The following is a 16907-nucleotide window of genomic DNA, read 5'->3' on the forward strand; positions in this document are numbered from 1 at the left end:
AGACTGCGGGAACGGCAGGTCTTCACGGGCCAGGACATCCATGCCCAACACTAGATCTAGTGGGTGTGGGAATCAACCGGATAGGCAAGGTCTATTCCATGTACGCTTCGATGACGGCCGTCCTCGACTATCTGGAACGCGTAGACCCGGCAGCAGCCGAGTCCGCACCACAGCGTTACGGCTGCCTGACGCCCTGGCAGGCGGGTCCAGCCCTCTACGGCAGGTCGGTTGTGCTGGGGCATAGCAACACTTGCGAAGAATTCGTCGTGGAACAGCTCAAGAGTATTCGGGAAAACCGCCTCGACTACATGCGCAAGGATGGCGAGGACTATTTCGACGCAGCGCAAAATGCCCGCATCGTGCCGACTGCCGAGCGATACTACCGCATCATGTATCGCGGCTCGACCGAGTCCTGGAACCTGCGTGACCGGCACATGTTCGATACACTTCAAAATCTCATGGACGCGCACGGTCCCAAGGCGAAGGCCGTCGTGTGGGCGCACAACTCCCACATTGGCAATGCGGCGGCCACGGCGATGGGTTGGCAGGGCGAATTCAACATCGGCGAACTCTGCCGGACCGCCTACCGTGACGACGCCGCTCTGATCGGGTTCGGCACCGATCGCGGCACCGTTGCGGCAGTGGACGATTGGGGTGGGCGGATGCAGATCAAGCGCGTGCTTCCGTCGCGGCCCGATTCCTTCGAGCGCGTCTTCCGGCAGACGGGGATCGCGCGCTCACTGACGGACCTGCGCGATCCCAAACACGGCGAGATGCGTGAGCTTTTGTCGAAGCCGCGTCTGGAGCGCGCCATCGGCGTCGTCTACCGTCCGGAAACGGAGATCTACAGCCATTATTTCGAGGCGGTGCTGTCCGAGCAATTCGACGCTTATGTCTGGTTCGAAGAAACGCGGGCAATCACCCCCCTGCCGGCACCGCGGCCGAAGGGAGTCCCGGACACCTATCCGTTCGGCGTGTAGCCGAGCCAAGGCTGATCCAGCATCACGCGGCCGCAACCACGACAGGAACGCGTCTTTCCGATGAAGCAGCGAACCACGGAACCCATCGCATCGCCAGACAAGGGCAAGGAGACAGGCGGACACGTGGGTGTCCTCGTCCTTGCCGCGGCGACGATTGCCGGGTTCGTCATATGTGTCCTGCTGGCTGCGCCTTTTCTGGGTGCCCTCACCTGGGCATTGACCCTGGCGATCCTCTTTGCCCGGCTGCATGCGAAGATCGAAGAGGCGCTGACGCGCCCCAGTTTCGCAGCCTTGATTTCGGTACTGATCGTCGCCCTCCTCGTCGCGGCACCATCCATTTTCGTGGTCGAGCGCCTCATCGAACAGGCGGCAGCGAGCGTTTCGCTCATCCAGGAGAGGCTCAGATCGGGTGCTATCCAACAGCTTCTCGACACCCAGCCCGGCATTGCGCCGGTCGGCCAGTGGATCGAGCAGCAGATCGACCTGCCTGCGATGATGGCGAATCTCGCGAGTTGGCTGAGCAACGCCGGCGCCGCCTTCGCGAGAAACTCCACCGTGCAGGTGATCGAGCTCGTGCTGACCTTTTACCTGTTGTTCTATTTCCTGCGCGATCAGGCCACGGCAAGACGTTTTCTGACAGAACGATTGCCGTTGACCGGCGCCGATACCGAGCGGCTGTTCACGCGTGTGCTCGATACGGTCCATGCCACGGTTTACGGGACGATCGCGGTCGCGGCGATCCAGGGCACATTGGGCGGCCTGATATTCTGGTTCCTTGGCTTGCCAACCCCGCTGCTCTGGGGATTGGTGATGGGCCTATTGTCCATCGTGCCGGTGCTGGGCGCGTTCATCGTCTGGATACCCGCGGCCATTCTCCTCGCCATGAACGGCGACTTGGGCAAGGCGGTCATTCTTGCCGTTTGGGGCGCCGTGGTCGTCGGCAGTATCGACAATATCCTGCGCCCGATCTTTGTCGGAAACCGGCTCCGTCTTCATACCGTTCCCGCATTCATCTCCATGATTGGTGGCCTTGTCCTGTTTGGTACAGCCGGCCTCATTCTGGGGCCACTGGCCGTTACGATCACGATCATGCTCATCGAAATCTGGGGGGAGCGGGAGAGAACAGGCCGCCGAAAACCGGAGTAACGGCCGGCACGCACGTCACCGGTCTACGCGTGGATATACGGGCGCGCGTGGTCTTGGCGCTAGACGTCCTACCGGCATGCGGACTCCCAAGGCCACTCCACCATTCGCCAGTTCGTTTAAGCGGCATTGACGTCCGTCAACCAGCTCGTCGACTCCGAGCGATGGTCTAAGCAGCGGTCGGCGAACCCTTTGCGCGGGATCAATGACACCGTTCGCGCTAACCGGAATGCTTGGCCGTTGCGCAATGCCGGTTCGCCGCCGAACCAACTACTGCCTTCGCTGACCAAAGGATCTCCGACGATAGCCGACCCATTTCTGCTTGCTCGAATTCTTGCCCTTCTCCTCGTCGCCAACGGCGTTCCGATCCTCGCGACCAGGCTTCTGGCGAACCGGCTGGCGTGGCCACTTGATGGCGGTTTGACGTTCTTCGACGGGCGCCGCCTGTTTGGCGCGGCAAAGACCATGCGCGGTATCGTCGCCTCGACCCTGGCCGCCGGCCTGGCGGCCAGCCTTCTCGGCTTGGGCTGGAGGCTCGGCGCGATACTCGCCGCATTGGCGCTGACGGGCGATCTTTTCGCCAGCTTCTGCAAGCGACGGCTGGGGCTCGCGGTGCATGCGCGGGCGTTCGGGCTCGATCAAATTCCGGAGTCCTTGCTGCCCCTCCTCGTTCTCCAGGCTCAACTGAATCTGGGCACTGCCGATATTGTGCTCCTGACCGCCGCGTTCGTCCTCCTCGAAATGTTGCTTTCCGTCCTGCTGTACCGGCTCAGAATTCGAGACCGGCCTTATTGAGGCGACGCCCGCCGCAGCCGATGCAGGGTAACCTCCGGCGGACAGTTCAGCCGCACATCCACGATCGATGTGCCTGCCCCCGCCGATGTGTAACCGGCCATGTCGTGCCAGCGCCACGATCCCTTGGCCATGGCCCGCGGACTGTCCGCATCGGTCAGGATGGGAATGCCGCCCGGGAGGCAGATCTGTCCGCCGTGGGTGTGGCCGCACAGCATGAGATCGAACCCGGCATGGGCGGCGTGTCGATAGGCCTCGGGCGTATGCGATAAGAGAATGGAAACGGCGTTTTGCGGAATGTCGTGAGCGGCGCGATGATAGTTTTCGAGCCGGTAGAAATGCGCGTCATCGATGCCGGCGAGATACACCGTCTCGCCTTCGCGCGATAATCGAACCCACTCGTTGAGGAGCAGGCTATAGCCCGCCGCCTCCATCGCCGGCACCATGCGGATGGTGTCGTGGTTTCCAAGGATCGCATAGACCGGCCCTGATAGATGCGGTCGCAAATCGCAGAGGCCATCGACCGCGGCCTCCCAGGGGCCGAAGGTGAGCGCGCGATAGTCGCCTGTGACGACGCAGAGATCGTAACGAAGCGGCGCGAGCACCTCCAGGAGTGACCCGAGAAAACCTGAGCTCATCCCGAAGTGCAGATCGGAGAGTTGCAGGATGGTGTAACCGTCGAACGCCGCAGGCAATCCTGCCAGTAGCACATCGTTGTGGCGGACCTGGATCCTGTGGGCGTTGCGCTGGCCGCGTCGATGCAGGCCGACGAGCTTGAGCCCGCCGCGGATCAGCCCGTGGATCGAATACCAGTTTTCGATGTGGAAGAAATGCGTGCCCCTTCGGAAGACGTGGACCTCGTAGTCTTTCTCCAGGCCGAGCCGCTGTCGGACATGCAGATGTCCGATTCGCGCCTCCAGCAAAGCGAGTGCGTCCCGCTCTTCCTGCGTCAGATCCGGTGATCTCACTGTGCCCGCCTTCTTTCCTGCTACGCCTTGAGGAATTTTCCTCACCCTGAGCCCGTATCGATCCGGAGAGACCGAAGCATGTTCCGCACCCCAGGCCGCGCGCGCCCGGCGGGATATGCAACGTGCCGGCGAAGATACGGCTTCGACATTGATCCGCGTCAATGCGGCGGTCTGGTCGATGTCGTTGTGTCGGTAGCGCGTTCGGTGCGGTCCGTCCGCAGACAGCGAAAACACCGCACACTTGTACGTGTCGGTCTTCGGGAGAACAGGTGCGGACATAACGGCTCGGTCCACCGCTCTCCCGTCACGCGGAATCAACGTGACCGGCGATGAGGCTCGGCAACATCTTTGATCATCGATGGAAGGGGCCGCTCGCTATGGCCGAGATAGATCTGAAAAGTCTGCTGATCCGCTGTGCGACAACCCACGAGGTGGATCTGGAACTGGTAACGAACATTCGCCGCGCGCTCGAGGAGCACGTGCCCGCGGTGGCCGAGCCCGCCGACTCCCGCGATGCCCTCGCGTCGACGGATGGCGCGCTAGCCCTTGTGGCGAAGGCTTTGCCCGGCTGGGCTATCACGTTGCGAGGCGGCACGCGTCCCGGCTCTCAATGGAGCTGTGTCCTGCGGGAAAACGAGTCTCAGGACGACGATCAGACGATAGCCGCCGGGCGCGGAGTCTCGCCCGCCATCGCCATTTCGGCGGCCGTTCTGCAGTTGGTCGGTGGCGTTGAAATCGGCTTCCACTAGAACTTGAAAAGCCGCATCGGAGACGATGCAGGATTGGTGTACAATGCCCAAGAGCGACATACTCTGGTTCGAGGAAATCGTGCGTGTCGACGTCGCCAAAGTCGGCGGCAAGAACGCCTCTCTGGGGGAGATGGTCCAGAAGCTCACCCCCGCGGGTGTGGCGGTTCCCCCTGGATTTGCCACGACAGCCGAGATGTTCAGACGTTTCGTCGCGGCAAACGGAATCGCGGCGATCATTGGCGATACGCTCGCGCAACAGGTCGCCCGCAAGATCACGCTCGCCGAGGCCGGCCGAACCATTCGGGCGGCATTCCTGCGCGGCGACTGGCCGGACGAATCCGCCGCGGCGATCACGAAGGCGTACGAGGAACTGTCGCGCCGCTCCGACGTCGACGATGTCGACGTCGCCGTCCGCTCCAGCGCCACCGCCGAGGACCTGCCGGATGCGAGCTTCGCCGGGCAGCAGGAGACCTTTTTGAACGTCGCGGGTCCGGCGAAGGTGCTGGACGCCTGCCGGCGTTGCTATGCCTCGCTCTTCACCGACCGCGCCATCAGCTATCGTCAGGCGAAGGGCTTCGATCACATGAAGCTCGCGCTGTCCGTGGGCGTTCAGCGGATGGTGCGCTCCGACCTCGGCAGTTCGGGCGTAATGTTCTCCATCGACACCGAAACCGGCTTCGACCGTGTGGTGATCATCAATGCGGCCTGGGGCCTCGGCGAAAACGTCGTGCAGGGCGCCGTCGATCCCGACGAATACCAGGTCTTCAAGCCGTTCCTCGACAATCCGCAACTCACGCCGATCATACAGAAAACGCTCGGCGCCAAGCAGATCAAGATGATCTACGCCAAGGGCGGTGAGCGGCCGGTGAAAAACGTGCCCACCTCGCTGATCGAGCGGCAAAGCCTGGTGCTGAGTGATGACGATATCCTCGCGCTGGCCCGATGGGCGAAGACGATCGAAGGGCATTATGGCTGTCCAATGGATATCGAATGGGCGAAAGACGGCCGCGACGGGTCGCTCTTCATCGTCCAGGCGCGACCCGAAACCGTGCAGTCGCAGCGAACCGCCGGTGTGCATAAGAGCTACCGGCTCGGCGCCCATGGCCGGACGCTCTGCACCGGCCTGTCGATCGGACAGGCGATCGTTTCGGGGCCGGTTTGCATGATCCGCACTCCGGACGAAATCGACCGCTTCGTGGACGGCGCCATATTGGTGACGGAAACCACCGATCCAGATTGGGTGCCGATCATGAAACGCGCGAGCGCGATCGTCACCGATCATGGCGGGCGCACTTCGCATGCGGCCATCGTCAGCCGCGAACTCGGCCTGCCGGCCATCGTCGGCACGGGCGACGCGACACAGCTGCTGCATGACGAGCAGGCAATCACGGTGTCCTGCGCGGAGGGCGACCAAGGCTTCGTCTATGAAGGCGACGCGGACATCACGGTCGAGGAAAGCGATCCCGGCGAGGCGCCATCCACGCGAACCGAGATCATGCTGAATCTCGCCAATCCGGCCGCCGCCGCGCGCTGGTGGCGGCTGCCGGCCGACGGCGTCGGCCTTGCCCGCATGGAGTTCGTCATCAACAACGCCATCAAGATCCACCCGATGGCTCTGGTCAATTTCGCGGCGATCACCGATGCGGCCGTCCGGACCGAGATCGAGGCCATCACGCGCGGCTACGCGGACAAGCCGGCTTTCTTCGTCGACAGGCTGGCCGAAGGGCTGGCGCGCATCGCCGCCGTCGCGCACCCCCATCCCTGCATCGTGCGGATGAGCGACTTCAAGACCAACGAATACGCCCATCTCGTTGGCGGACAGGGCTTCGAGCCCGAGGAGGCGAATCCGATGCTCGGATTTCGCGGCGCCTCGCGCTACTACTCGCCACGTTACCGGGAAGGCTTCGCATTGGAGTGTCGTGCGATCCGGCGACTGCGCGAGGAGATGGGCTTTGCCAATGTCATCGTCATGATCCCGTTCTGCCGCACGCTCGGCGAGGCCGACCGGGTGCTTGATGTCATGGCGGAGAATGGGCTGAAGCGCGGCCAGGACGGGCTTCAGGTCTATGTCATGTGCGAGATCCCCTCCAACGTCATCCTCGCGCGCGGTTTTGCCGAACGCTTCGACGGCTTCTCCATCGGCTCCAACGACCTGACCCAGCTGACGCTCGGCGTCGACCGCGATTCCAGCCTTCTGGCCGAATTGTTCGATGAGGAGGACGCGGCGGTGAAATGGATGATCCGCAGCATGATCGACGCGGCCCGCGAGGCCGGCGCGAAAGTCGGCCTCTGCGGTCAGGCCCCGAGCGACAATCCCGCCTTCGCCGCCTTCCTCGTCGAGTGCGGCATCGACTCGATCTCGATCAGCCCGGACAGCTTCGCCGCGGTCAAGGCGCATGTCGCACGAGCCGAAGGCAGCAGACCGGCGGTTTGATCTGGCGCAATGCGGATTTGGCGGACGCGCCCATAAAAGGCGATCGGAATTGTCGTGCGGAGGACAGGATCATGAACGATAGCGCAATCCCCGCCTTCTCCCATGGGGCGCAGCAGGCGCAACAATGGGTGAACGAACTCGCCGACGATTTGAACGAAGGCCTCGAGCGTCACGCCCTGCGACTGCTTCGATCGGTGCTCCACGCTCTGCGCGACGCGATTTCGGTCGAGGAAGCCGCGGATCTGTCGGCGCAGTTGCCCGTCCTCATTCGCGGCATCTTCTTCGAGGGTTGGCAGCCCTCGGCGACCCCGGCCTGGAACCGGACGAAAGAGGATTTCGTCGCCCGCGTCGAGAACGATCTCCGCGATGATCCGTTCGATGACACGGAGGAAGCCATCGCCGCGGTTTTCAGGCTGCTCGACCGGCATATCTCCGAAGGCGAGATCACGCAGGTTCGCAATTCCATGCGCAAGGCTCTGCGGGAACTCTGGCCAACCCGCTGAAGCATGGCCGACCGCGATCGCCGCGTCGGGCAGCGTCGATGACATCTCGGCCCATATCTGGTTCGGTGCGTCCCATGCCGAGCGACCCGACATCCGCTGAAATCCCCGCGTCGCCGCCCGATGGCGCCGACACTCGCGCCATCGAAGCCAAGGTCCGGTTCCTCAGCGAGCCGGCCGCCTACGATCATGCCCCAGCCGATGTCCTCGTTACGGAGACCCACATGTCCTGGGTTTTTCTAGCCGGCGACCTCGTCTACAAGCTGAAGAAGCCGGTCCGCTTCCCGTTCCTGGATTTCACCACATTGGCGGCCCGCGAAGAGAATTGCCGCGAGGAAGTCCGTCTCAACCGGCGGCTGGCGCCGCAGACCTATCTGGGAACCGTTCCCCTTACCGAGGACGACGCCGGCGCGCTGGCGCTCGGCGGCAGCGGATCCATCGTAGACTGGCTGGTGGTCATGCGACGTCTGCCGGCGGACCGCATGTTCGACCGGATGCTTCAAGAAGACCGAATCGGCGCGGCCGAGACAGATCAGATCGCGGCTCTCCTGGCGCGGTTCTACCGTGCAGCCGACCATCCGGCCGTCGATCCGACTGCCTATGTCGACCGTCTCATGGCGCAGCAGGCGGAAAACCGGGCGATCCTGACGCGGCGCGCCTTCGCGGTGGATCACACGCGCCTTCCGACAGTGCTGGACCTGCTCGACCAGAGAATGGCGGAAGACCGCCCGCTGATCGAGGAGCGGGCGCGGACCGGCCGCATCGTCGAGGGGCACGGTGACCTGCGACCGGAGCACATCTGCCTGACCGATCCGATCGTGATCTTCGATTGCCTCGAATTCAGCCGAGAATTGCGCCTCGTCGATCCGTTCGACGAGTTGGCCTTTCTCGGCCTGGAATGCCGAATACTGAGCGCGCCCGCCATCGGCCCGACCCTTGTCGCGGCGGTAGCGGACCAACTCGGCGATCGCCCGCCGCCGCGACTGATCGCGTTCTACACCGCGTTTCGCGCGATGTTGCGCGTACGGCTTTCCCTCGCCCATCTTCTCGACGCCGCACCAAGAGAGCCAGCCAAGTGGGAACCGCTCGCGAGCCGATACCTCGCCCTGGCGGAGGAGGCCCTGCGATAGCCAGGCCGCGCTTTCGGCAGGCGGCCCGGGGGCAAGGAGCGAATCAGTCGGGTCTCGCCCCATGGGAGCGAGCGGACATGATCCTTGTCAAAGCCGGGCGTCGCCAATGCGGCTATCCTCTGATCTCGGACATCGAACGCAGGAAGTGTAATCGCCATGACCACGGTCAAGATCCCGCACCATGCGCGGGTCCTCGTCGCCGACGGGCGCAAGGCCCTCGTGCTCATAAACGAAGGCGGCCCGTTCAATTCCAATCTAACGGTCGAGCATGTTCTCGAAGCGCCGGACAATCCGCCCACCGGCGAGCAGGGAAGCGACGAGCCCGGCAGAACGCAGACCCAGGGACGGCGCAGCGCCGTCGGGCAGACCGACTGGCATGCCGCGGCCGAAGCGGCATTCGCATCCGAAGTGGCCGAGGAGATCGACCGGCTCCGCGCGCGGGAAGACTTGAAGGCGCTGATCATCGTGGCGCCGCCGAAGACGCTGGCGACTTTGCGAGAATGTTTCACCGACGCGGTCCGCAAGCTGATCGTGGCCGAGATCGACAAGGACCTCACGAAGCACCCGGTCGGCGAAATCCAGCGTCATCTGAGCTGAGGCCCGCACGCCGGCATTCTCCGCTCCGGACGTGGTCGTCCTGACGCCTCAGCGCCGACGGTGAAGGCTGGAGTCCGCGCCACGACACGCTACGATCGCATCGGCGAAAATGTCCGCCGTCTCCAGCACGACCAGGCGGTTTGCGACCGCCGCAGCGTCGAGCGCGGGGAGCGGCACGGTGTCCGTGATCACGACTTCATCGATCGCCGCCTCGCTCCAGAGTGTATCAGCGCCACCGGTGAACAGGCCATGGGTCACCACGACCGAAACCTTCGTCGCGCCTTTGGCACGGCAGACCGCCGCGACCCGCGCCATCGTGGTCCCGGTGCTGATCAGATCGTCGACCACGATCACCATGCGGCCGTCGACATCGCCCGCGAATAGCTCCCCCGTCACGACACCACCACTGCGCTGCTTGTCCATGAAGCCTTTCGCGACCGGACGGCCGAGCATCGTTTCCAACCGCTCGCGAAAGATCTCCGCCCGCTTGGCGCCGCCGAGATCGGGCGAGACGACCGCAACCGGCACATCCCCGATCTTTGCCGCGAAATGGCTGATGAAGGCGCTGTTGGCGTCGAGATGGACCGTCGGGCAGCGGAAAGCGTTCTGGAAGGCGGCGAGATTATGAATCTCCATGTTCATCAGGCGATCCGTCCCGACAGCCTCGAACAGTTGTGCGACATAGCGGGTCGTGACCGGGTCGCGGGTCTTGGTCCGCCGGTCCTTGCGGGCATAGCAGAGATAAGGAACCACGGCGGTGACGCGGCCAGCACCGGAATCCTTGAGGGTGCCGATGAAGAAGAGCATCCGGCACAGCTTGTCATTGCTCGTGTGCCGCAGATCGCCGGTGAGGCTGTCGATGACATAAACATCGCGGTCACGAATGCTCACGAGCGGACGGGCCTTGTGCTCGCCGTCCTCGAAAAAACGTTCCTCGTGAGCCGCAAGCATGATGCCGAGATGTCGGGCGACACGCTGCCCGAAGGATGCGCTGGAGCCGAGCGCGAACAGCATCGGACCGTCCGGGCGTGCCACGGCACGTCGTTTCGGGCTCAGCGCGTCCGTTTCGATCGCGCGAAGCGACAGCCCGCCGACAATCGCGTCGACGGTACGGCCGTCCTCGGAGAGCGGCGCCAGCAACATCTCGACCGCCTCCGCCTCGCTGCCGGCCTCGTCGAGCGTAAACTCCGCAAGCAAGGGTTCGCCTGCCTCCCGGACGGCGTCGAACAAACGCCTTAGCCGCACCGCCCCGCGACGGCGTGGCGCGTCGGATAAGCTTGCCCCGACCTCGCAATGCCCGAGCACCGCATCCACCGATCTGGCGCCGGAACGAAGCGTATAATTCCGCCCCTTCTCCGCCACGCCATATACGAAGGCAAACTTGCCTTGCGGATCGAGACTCTCGATGTCGAGACCGCTTTTCGACGGAAAAATCAACTCATCTCGTCGCGCTTGCCAGACCGCGAGGAGGTGCCCCAGGGAATCGTCCCTCGGCGCGGGGGCGAAGTCGAGCCGGCGAAACAACCGTCGAAGTGGATAGGATGTCTGCACGAGTGTCGTCACCGGCTTCGGTCCCCTCCTCACTTTCGATGAGCATGCAAGCAAGCTCACCCCATCGAGCGGCGCAGGCATTGATTTCGGTCAAACGCTGGGCCTGACACAGGCCACATCCCGCCGATCAGCGTCGTCGGCCCTGGAGGCGACGCCATGGCCGCCAATTGTCGGCCGTGTCGAACGGATCAAAGAAATGCGTCCGCCCAAGCCAACGATCGAGCCAGCCCGGCCGCGGCGCCGGGAACGGCTCGAGGTGCCTCCCCTCGACTTGGTTGAGCAGAGTGATCGTCGCGATGAGACTGCCCGATCGCTCCAACACGGCGGCAAAGACCTCGGCCGGACTGCCGACATGCTCGCCCACAAGGCGACTCAGCAAGGCGAGTATTCGCTGTCTTGCCGCCAGATCATCCGCTCCGGCTTCGATCGCCACGTCACATTCCGTATCGAGGCCGAGCGACCGATTGTTCAAATTTGCAGATCCGACCCTCAAAAGACGGTCGTCGACCACCATCAGCTTGGAATGCACCGTGATCGGCAGATCGATTGCGGCCATGGGAGCGAAGACCCGCAACCGTTGGTTGACATCCCTTGAACGGAGCGAGTGAATCAGAGGGATTCGCGGGCGGTCCATGACAAAACGCTCGAAGGTCCCAACGCTTCGACCCGGGCAGACGATGATGATTTCCGGACCGTCGCGCTCGCCGAGACGTTGCGCCAAGGCGTCGGCGATAACCGGCGAGGTGACATACTGATTCTCCAGGTAGATCCAGTGTCTGGCGGCAGCGATCGCGGCGAGATAGAGGGCTTCCACCTCCCTGACGGCGGTCGCCCGCCTGTCGGCGGGCTCGGTTCGAGCGATCCCTACTCTGACATCGCTCATGTCGGATACGAGATCTTTGGGCCAGGCGGGCGTTGCAGGGATTGGCCGCGGAAGTTGAACACCGGTGGCGCGATGCCAGCGTCGTCTCGCCAGTTCGCCGAGGGCTGCCGCCGCTGGTCCCGCGACGGCGAGCATCACCTCATGTCGGGGCTTGTAAATGCTCCCGTCGAGTGTGCGGCGGCGACTGTCGGCCGGCAGATGCAGGGATGTATCCCAGCGATTGCGCGTGAAATCCGAGCCGCCGCAAAACGCCACGGTATCATCGACAACCAGGATTTTCTGATGGTGCGAAGCGCCCACCGGATGGCGGCCATCCAGCCGATATTCCAGACGATCTCGGGGCAGCCATCGCGCCGCGTGCCGGGGACTGTCCCGGCGCTGGATGCTGTAACCTATCGCCATCTCCCAGATCAGTATGTGAACCGTCAGAGAGGGGTTGTGCGCCAACAGGCGCGCCATCAGATCGCAGAACGGTTCGGCATGCCGGTCCTCGGCGGTTGGGGGCCCAAAAGGCACGCGTGCGTCGAAGTCCCATCCGACCAGTAGAATGGAATGCTCGGCCCGCTCCATGGCGGCGCGCATGGCCGGCAGGTATGCCCAGCCGTCGGCGAGTAGCGCCACCTTGGTCGCAGCTTCGATCCGCCAGCACGTGTCGCACTCCCGCAGGATGGAGCTCTTCCAGGTCATGTGTGTCCAGCGCCTGATAGATCGCGCCGCCCTACGCGGCAGGCCCGAGCCGGCGACCGGCGCGACCGAGTGCGGTTGGTCGCCACCTGCGAGGCAGTTCGACGACCGGCGGATTTGCTCAATGGGATAGGAGGCAGCATATCGGGCAGCGACGCAGCAGGTCGTGGGTTACACCGCCAAAGACCCATTCTCGCAAGCGAGCATGGCCATATCCACCCCCGACAATGAGGTCGGCACCGTTCTGTTCGGCAATCAGGATGAGTTCATCGGCCACGGATGCCTCTCGTTGCGCGCGCACTTCCGCGCGGGCCTTGACCCGATGCCGCTCAAGATGACGGACGACGTCCGCGGTGCGCGCTTGCGCGGCCCCCAATTCCGCTTTCGGGGCGATCTCGACGAGGTGGACGCTCGCCGCCGCCCGCAGGAATGGCGACGCATCCCATAGTGCCCGGCGCGCCTCTCGGGTGTCCTTCCAGGCGATAACCACGTGCTCGGCCGAAAGCGCACGGGTACCTGGCGGGACGATGAGGACCGGTCGACCGGCAGCCATCACGACCTCGCCGGGATCGACGGTTTGGTAGACACTGGCGTGGTGCTGGTCCAGATCGCGCCCGACGATGATCAGATCGGCCGAACGAGCTTCGCGGGCCAGCGTTTCGGCAGGCATATCAATCGCGGAGCGCCACTCCGTCGTAATGGCTTGGCCGGAGAAATGAGACCGGAAGCGCGCCTCTGCGGCTCGCACTTCGGCGGCAATCCGCTCTCGTTCTTCGGCGATGACGTCGACGAACACCACACCGCCAAACGCGTCGACCGGCGGCGGGCGTATCGCGGCGGCGGCCACGCCGATCAAAACCGCGTCGAAGCGCGTGGCAAGAGCGCCGGCGAGGTCGAGACGCGCGGCCGTGCTCGCATCATCGTTATCGACATGCATCATGATCGACGCGTAACTCATGCAAGGCTCCTGCGCTGCGATCACGATCGCATTAGAATCCGATGGCCTGCGATCCGGAGCATTCCTCCCCTCGCCGCACAGCGATACGGTGTGCCGTGCTGCGAGGGAGACTTCCGGTCCGCATTCCAACATCAGCGGGGTTCGCGCCAACTTGGCATTGATCGGCGTCAACCGCTTCCATCATTCGCCCTTCCAAGTCCCGACGATGGGAGCGCTGAGCTGGCCACGTCATGCGGCACGATCCTCAGCGCTCTGAGCGCATTGAGGATCACGGCGACGTCGATCACTTCTTGCAGCAATGCCCCCTGCACCGGTGCGAGATAGCCAAAAGCCGCAGCGACCATTCCCACGATCGAGAGGCCGATCCCGGCGAATACACTCTCGATCGCGATCCGGCGGGACCGTTGGGCCACTTCGAGCCCCGGCAGCAGCCGGTCGAGATGATCGACCAGGAGGACGACGTCGGCCGCCTCGGCCGAGGCGGCCGCACCGCGCGCGCCCATGGCCACGCCGATGTCCGCGGCCGCGAGCGCCGGTGCGTCGTTGACGCCATCGCCCACCATCATGACGGGGCCGTTCTTGCGTTCGGCCAGCACCAGCAGCACCTTCTGGTCCGGGGTCAACTCGGCTTTTACTGCATCGAGCCCCAGCCCCTCGGTGACGGCCGTGGCCACGGCCTGACGGTCGCCCGTCGCCAGCAGGATACGCCGGATGCCGAGGCGGCGCAGGCTTGCAAGCAGTTCGGCCGTCCCCGACCGCAGGACGTCCGCCATCACGAGATGTCCTGCAAGCTTGCCGTCGACAGCAAGAGCGACGAGCACAGAACCCGCATCACCGGCGCGATGCCGCGCATCGGGCCCGTCGACCCGCGCCGTCACGAAAGCCGCGCCGCCCACCACGACATCCCTGCCGTCCACTTTCCCCGCCACACCTTCGCCTGGCATCTCCTCGACGTCGACGGGCGCGGGCAAAACGCCGCGCGTCCGCGCCGCAACGACGATGGCCTGGGCGATCGGATGTTTGGAGGCCTGATCCAAGGCGGAAGCGAAGTACAGGACCTCATGCTGAGACAGGGCTCCATAAGTGTCGATCGACACGATCTGCGGACGCCCATCAGTCAGCGTGCCGGTTTTATCGAGAATCAGGGTCTGGATGCGCGCTAGCGCCTCGAGCGGTTTGGCGCCCTTGATCAGCACTCCGAAGTGCGCCGCTCGAGAGAGGCCGGCCACCAGAGCGACAGGGACCGCGAGGATGAGAAGGCACGGCGTGGCAACGACGAGAACGGCGACCGCGCGGATCGGATCGCCCGTGAACCACCACGCCGCCGTCGCCAGCGCGACTGTGACCATCAGAAAGAGCAGCGAATACCGGTCTGCGAGCCGAGCCATCGGGGCCTTGGACCGTTGCGCTTCCTCCACCAAGCGGACGATCCCGGCATAGGTGCTGTCGGCCGCCCGGCGATTGGCGCGCAGGTCGAAAGGTTCGCCCGCGTTGGTCGAACCGCTCATCACGTCCTGCCCATGCTCCAGACGTACGGGCATCGACTCGCCGGTCAGCGCCGACTGGTCGACCATCGCGCGGCTGTTTTCGACTGTGCCGTCGACGGGCGCCACGTCCCCCTGCCGGATCAGCAGAAGATCGCCAGGCTCGACGTCATCCAAGGGCACGTCGTCGAGCGTGCCGTTGCGGTGGCGCGTCGCGGTGCGAGGCACACGAGAGAGAAGATCGCTCATCTCTCGTCGGGCGCGACCCTCGGCGAAGCTTTCAAGGAAGGTTCCCCCCGAATACATCAGCGCCACGACCGCCGCCGCGAGCGTTTCGCCAAACAGCAGTGCCGCCGACATCGACAGTGCGGCGACGATGTCGAACCCGACCTCGCCTTGCCGCAGACTCCGGACGATCTCCACGACCAAGGCGGCGAGGACCGGCAGGACACCCGCCGCCCAGATCGTATCCGCTAGTTGCGGCAGATCGGCAAATGTCAGGCCGAGCCCCCCGACGAGGCCGAGGAATGCAACGGTCAGCAGGGCGGTGTTCAGACGATCGTGGAGGATTGAGTTCAACGGATACCCTGTCCTGGATTCAGCTGCGCGGCTCGGCCATCGGGGTTGGCAGACTCATCCTACAACACGCTGTGCACCGCGAAACCGGTTTTCACCGGAGTCCACGCGCTCAACCGCGCGGCTTTCGAGGCCTACGCCGACGGCGTTGCCAAGGTGCCGCCGGCCGNACAACACGCTGTGCACCGCGAAACCGGTTTTCACCGGAGTCCACGCGCTCAACCGCGCGGCTTTCGAGGCCTACGCCGACGGCGTTGCCAAGGTGCCGCCGGCCGCAGCCTCCGCGATATTGGCCTGAGCCCGGGCGACCCGCTTGTCGCGGCTGCCGACCGGTTCACGCATTGTGTAGGGCCGTTGAGATATCGTGGATCGAATGATCGGTGAGATCCTTCGCCAACTCGCCGACAATCTTCGCCTGCAACCGAGGGTGAAAATTCCGTCGCAATTCCCCCAATGTCCTAGGGTCGGCGATGACAAAGACCGGGCCGAGTTCGCCGGCGATCGCCAAACGGTTCAGATAACCGGCGCTGGCCGCCGCGAAACCATCCTCTGCACTGCGGTGGGAGTCCAGATTGGCCGAGGCATTCCTGTGTCGGGCGCCCGACCGGGGGTTGGTCGCCGCGACCTTCGGATCGTCGACGGCCACGAGGTCGATATGGGGCTCGACACCTCTGTTCCGGAACAGTTTGAGGGTCGCGCCGTCGGCGACCGCTACGAGTGTATCATTCGGCAGGATCATTGGGTCGTGACTCCTGATTGGGGTTGGGCGCCATTGCCGACGATCAGACCACAGCGAACTCCGTCGCGACTTGCGCAAGGTCAAACAATCGATCGGGACAATGTGCATCATGACGAGGGTGCAGGCCGCGCGGAGTCGCTGCCGTTCTGTGGTGGTGTCGGTCGCTTCGGGTCTGGGCGCGAGGAGGATGGTGATGGAAACATGCCGTCGGACGCAGCCAGTTGTCGTACCCGACCGGGCGGAGGAAGAGCGGAATGACCGAGACTCGTGTGGTTTGCAGCAAGTGCGGCGGCGTCAACCGCTTGCCACCGTCGCGATCGGCCAGCGGCGCCAGATGTGGGAAATGCGGAGCGAAGCTGTTCGCCGGCCATCCCGAGGATGTCGGTGCTGAGAATTTCGACCGCCAGATCGCGCGCGGCACGGTGCCGGTTCTCGTCGATGTCTGGGCCCCCTGGTGCGGACCATGTCTGGCGATGGCGCCGGCCTATGAGGCCGCGGCGCGCGCGTTGGAGCCGGAGGTCCGCATGATCAAGCTCAATTCGGAAGCCGAACAGGGGGCCGCCTCTCGCCTCGGCATTCGCGGCATCCCGACGATGATCCTGTTCCTCGATGGGCGGGAGGCGGCCCGAACCTCGGGTGCGATGTCGACCAATCAGATCGTGCAATGGGTGCGTGACAAGTTGCCGACTGCGGCGGCTTGAGCCTGCCCTCCATCGGCGCCGCAACAGAGGCGTCGGAG

The 16907-nt window shown here is 64.3% G+C and carries 15 protein-coding genes; 9 read left to right on the top strand and 6 right to left on the bottom strand.

Features of this window, described 5'->3' with window-relative positions:
- Window positions 1-98: 98 nt before the first annotated feature.
- The 3 genes from VQ044_RS20135 (at window position 99) to VQ044_RS20145 (ending at window position 2918) form a co-directional block, all read left to right on the top strand.
- Window positions 99-980, top strand: coding sequence for an erythromycin esterase family protein (locus VQ044_RS20135; RefSeq protein WP_327649251.1), 882 nt, complete (start codon window positions 99-101; stop codon window positions 978-980).
- Window positions 981-1040: 60 nt separating this feature from the next.
- On the top strand, window positions 1041-2126 hold the full coding sequence (locus VQ044_RS20140; protein WP_327649249.1) for an AI-2E family transporter: 1086 nt from the start codon (window positions 1041-1043) through the stop codon (window positions 2124-2126).
- Window positions 2127-2363: 237 nt separating this feature from the next.
- Window positions 2364-2918, top strand: a complete 555-nt coding sequence (locus VQ044_RS20145; RefSeq protein ID WP_327649248.1) for a CDP-archaeol synthase — start codon at window positions 2364-2366, stop codon at window positions 2916-2918.
- On the opposite strand, the gene VQ044_RS20150 is transcribed toward VQ044_RS20145, so the two are convergent.
- Entirely contained in the window at window positions 2912-3883 is a 972-nt protein-coding gene (locus VQ044_RS20150; protein WP_327649246.1) for a metallophosphoesterase, read from the bottom strand. The genes VQ044_RS20145 and VQ044_RS20150 overlap by 7 nt on opposite strands.
- Window positions 3884-4212: 329 nt before the next feature.
- Between VQ044_RS20150 and VQ044_RS20155 the strand changes: the two genes are divergently transcribed.
- The 5 genes from VQ044_RS20155 (at window position 4213) to VQ044_RS20175 (ending at window position 9293) form a co-directional block, all read left to right on the top strand.
- Window positions 4213-4632, top strand: a complete 420-nt coding sequence (locus VQ044_RS20155) for a hypothetical protein (protein ID WP_327649244.1) — start codon at window positions 4213-4215, stop codon at window positions 4630-4632.
- 43 nt (window positions 4633-4675) lie between these two features.
- Window positions 4676-7066, top strand: coding sequence for a phosphoenolpyruvate synthase (gene ppsA / locus VQ044_RS20160; protein ID WP_327649242.1), 2391 nt, complete (start codon window positions 4676-4678; stop codon window positions 7064-7066).
- Window positions 7067-7137: 71 nt separating this feature from the next.
- Window positions 7138-7569 (top strand): DUF2267 domain-containing protein, encoded by a 432-nt coding sequence (locus VQ044_RS20165; RefSeq protein ID WP_327649240.1) that lies wholly within the window; start codon window positions 7138-7140, stop codon window positions 7567-7569.
- A 74-nt stretch (window positions 7570-7643) separates the two neighbouring features.
- Window positions 7644-8696, top strand: coding sequence for a hypothetical protein (locus tag VQ044_RS20170; protein ID WP_327649239.1), 1053 nt, complete (start codon window positions 7644-7646; stop codon window positions 8694-8696).
- 156 nt (window positions 8697-8852) lie between these two features.
- Entirely contained in the window at window positions 8853-9293 is a 441-nt protein-coding gene (locus tag VQ044_RS20175) for a host attachment protein (protein WP_327649238.1), read from the top strand.
- Window positions 9294-9341: 48 nt separating this feature from the next.
- Here the strand turns inward: VQ044_RS20175 and prs are convergent, their stop codons facing one another.
- From prs to VQ044_RS20200, 5 genes are all read right to left on the bottom strand, one after another.
- A complete protein-coding gene (prs, locus tag VQ044_RS20180) occupies window positions 9342-10856 on the bottom strand; it encodes a ribose-phosphate diphosphokinase (protein ID WP_327649236.1) in 1515 nt (504 codons plus the stop codon).
- A 115-nt stretch (window positions 10857-10971) separates the two neighbouring features.
- Complete coding sequence (locus tag VQ044_RS20185; protein ID WP_327651180.1) at window positions 10972-12414, bottom strand: phospholipase D-like domain-containing protein; 1443 nt, start codon at window positions 12412-12414, stop codon at window positions 10972-10974.
- Between the two features lie 118 nt (window positions 12415-12532).
- On the bottom strand, window positions 12533-13540 hold the full coding sequence (locus VQ044_RS20190) for a universal stress protein (protein ID WP_327649231.1): 1008 nt from the start codon (window positions 13538-13540) through the stop codon (window positions 12533-12535).
- Window positions 13537-15432, bottom strand: coding sequence for a heavy metal translocating P-type ATPase (locus VQ044_RS20195; protein WP_327649229.1), 1896 nt, complete (start codon window positions 15430-15432; stop codon window positions 13537-13539). The genes VQ044_RS20190 and VQ044_RS20195 overlap by 4 nt, the downstream gene beginning before the upstream one ends.
- A 331-nt stretch (window positions 15433-15763) precedes the next feature.
- On the bottom strand, window positions 15764-16168 hold the full coding sequence (locus VQ044_RS20200; RefSeq protein WP_327649226.1) for a baeRF12 domain-containing protein: 405 nt from the start codon (window positions 16166-16168) through the stop codon (window positions 15764-15766).
- Window positions 16169-16422: 254 nt separating this feature from the next.
- Here VQ044_RS20200 and trxC point away from each other — a divergent pair, with 254 nt between their 5' ends.
- Window positions 16423-16869 carry a thioredoxin TrxC gene (trxC, locus tag VQ044_RS20205; protein WP_327649225.1) on the top strand — a complete coding sequence of 149 codons (447 nt, stop codon included), beginning with the start codon at window positions 16423-16425 and terminating at the stop codon, window positions 16867-16869.
- Window positions 16870-16907 lie beyond the last annotated feature (38 nt).

The sequence above is a fragment of the Aurantimonas sp. C2-5-R2 genome (assembly GCF_036549495.1).
Taxonomy (GTDB): domain Bacteria; phylum Pseudomonadota; class Alphaproteobacteria; order Rhizobiales; family Rhizobiaceae; genus Aurantimonas; species Aurantimonas coralicida_A.

Coding starts and splice junctions, on each gene's coding strand:
- ppsA (WP_327649242.1), top strand. CDS start 4,676: ATGCCCAAGAGCGACATACTCTGGTTCGAGGAAATCGTGCGTGTCGAC.
- VQ044_RS20175 (WP_327649238.1), top strand. CDS start 8,853: ATGACCACGGTCAAGATCCCGCACCATGCGCGGGTCCTCGTCGCCGAC.
- VQ044_RS20165 (WP_327649240.1), top strand. CDS start 7,138: ATGAACGATAGCGCAATCCCCGCCTTCTCCCATGGGGCGCAGCAGGCG.
- VQ044_RS20135 (WP_327649251.1), top strand. CDS start 99: ATGTACGCTTCGATGACGGCCGTCCTCGACTATCTGGAACGCGTAGAC.
- VQ044_RS20185 (WP_327651180.1), bottom strand. CDS start 12,414: ATGACCTGGAAGAGCTCCATCCTGCGGGAGTGCGACACGTGCTGGCGG.
- VQ044_RS20200 (WP_327649226.1), bottom strand. CDS start 16,168: ATGATCCTGCCGAATGATACACTCGTAGCGGTCGCCGACGGCGCGACC.
- VQ044_RS20170 (WP_327649239.1), top strand. CDS start 7,644: ATGCCGAGCGACCCGACATCCGCTGAAATCCCCGCGTCGCCGCCCGAT.
- VQ044_RS20155 (WP_327649244.1), top strand. CDS start 4,213: ATGAGGCTCGGCAACATCTTTGATCATCGATGGAAGGGGCCGCTCGCT.
- VQ044_RS20140 (WP_327649249.1), top strand. CDS start 1,041: ATGAAGCAGCGAACCACGGAACCCATCGCATCGCCAGACAAGGGCAAG.
- trxC (WP_327649225.1), top strand. CDS start 16,423: ATGACCGAGACTCGTGTGGTTTGCAGCAAGTGCGGCGGCGTCAACCGC.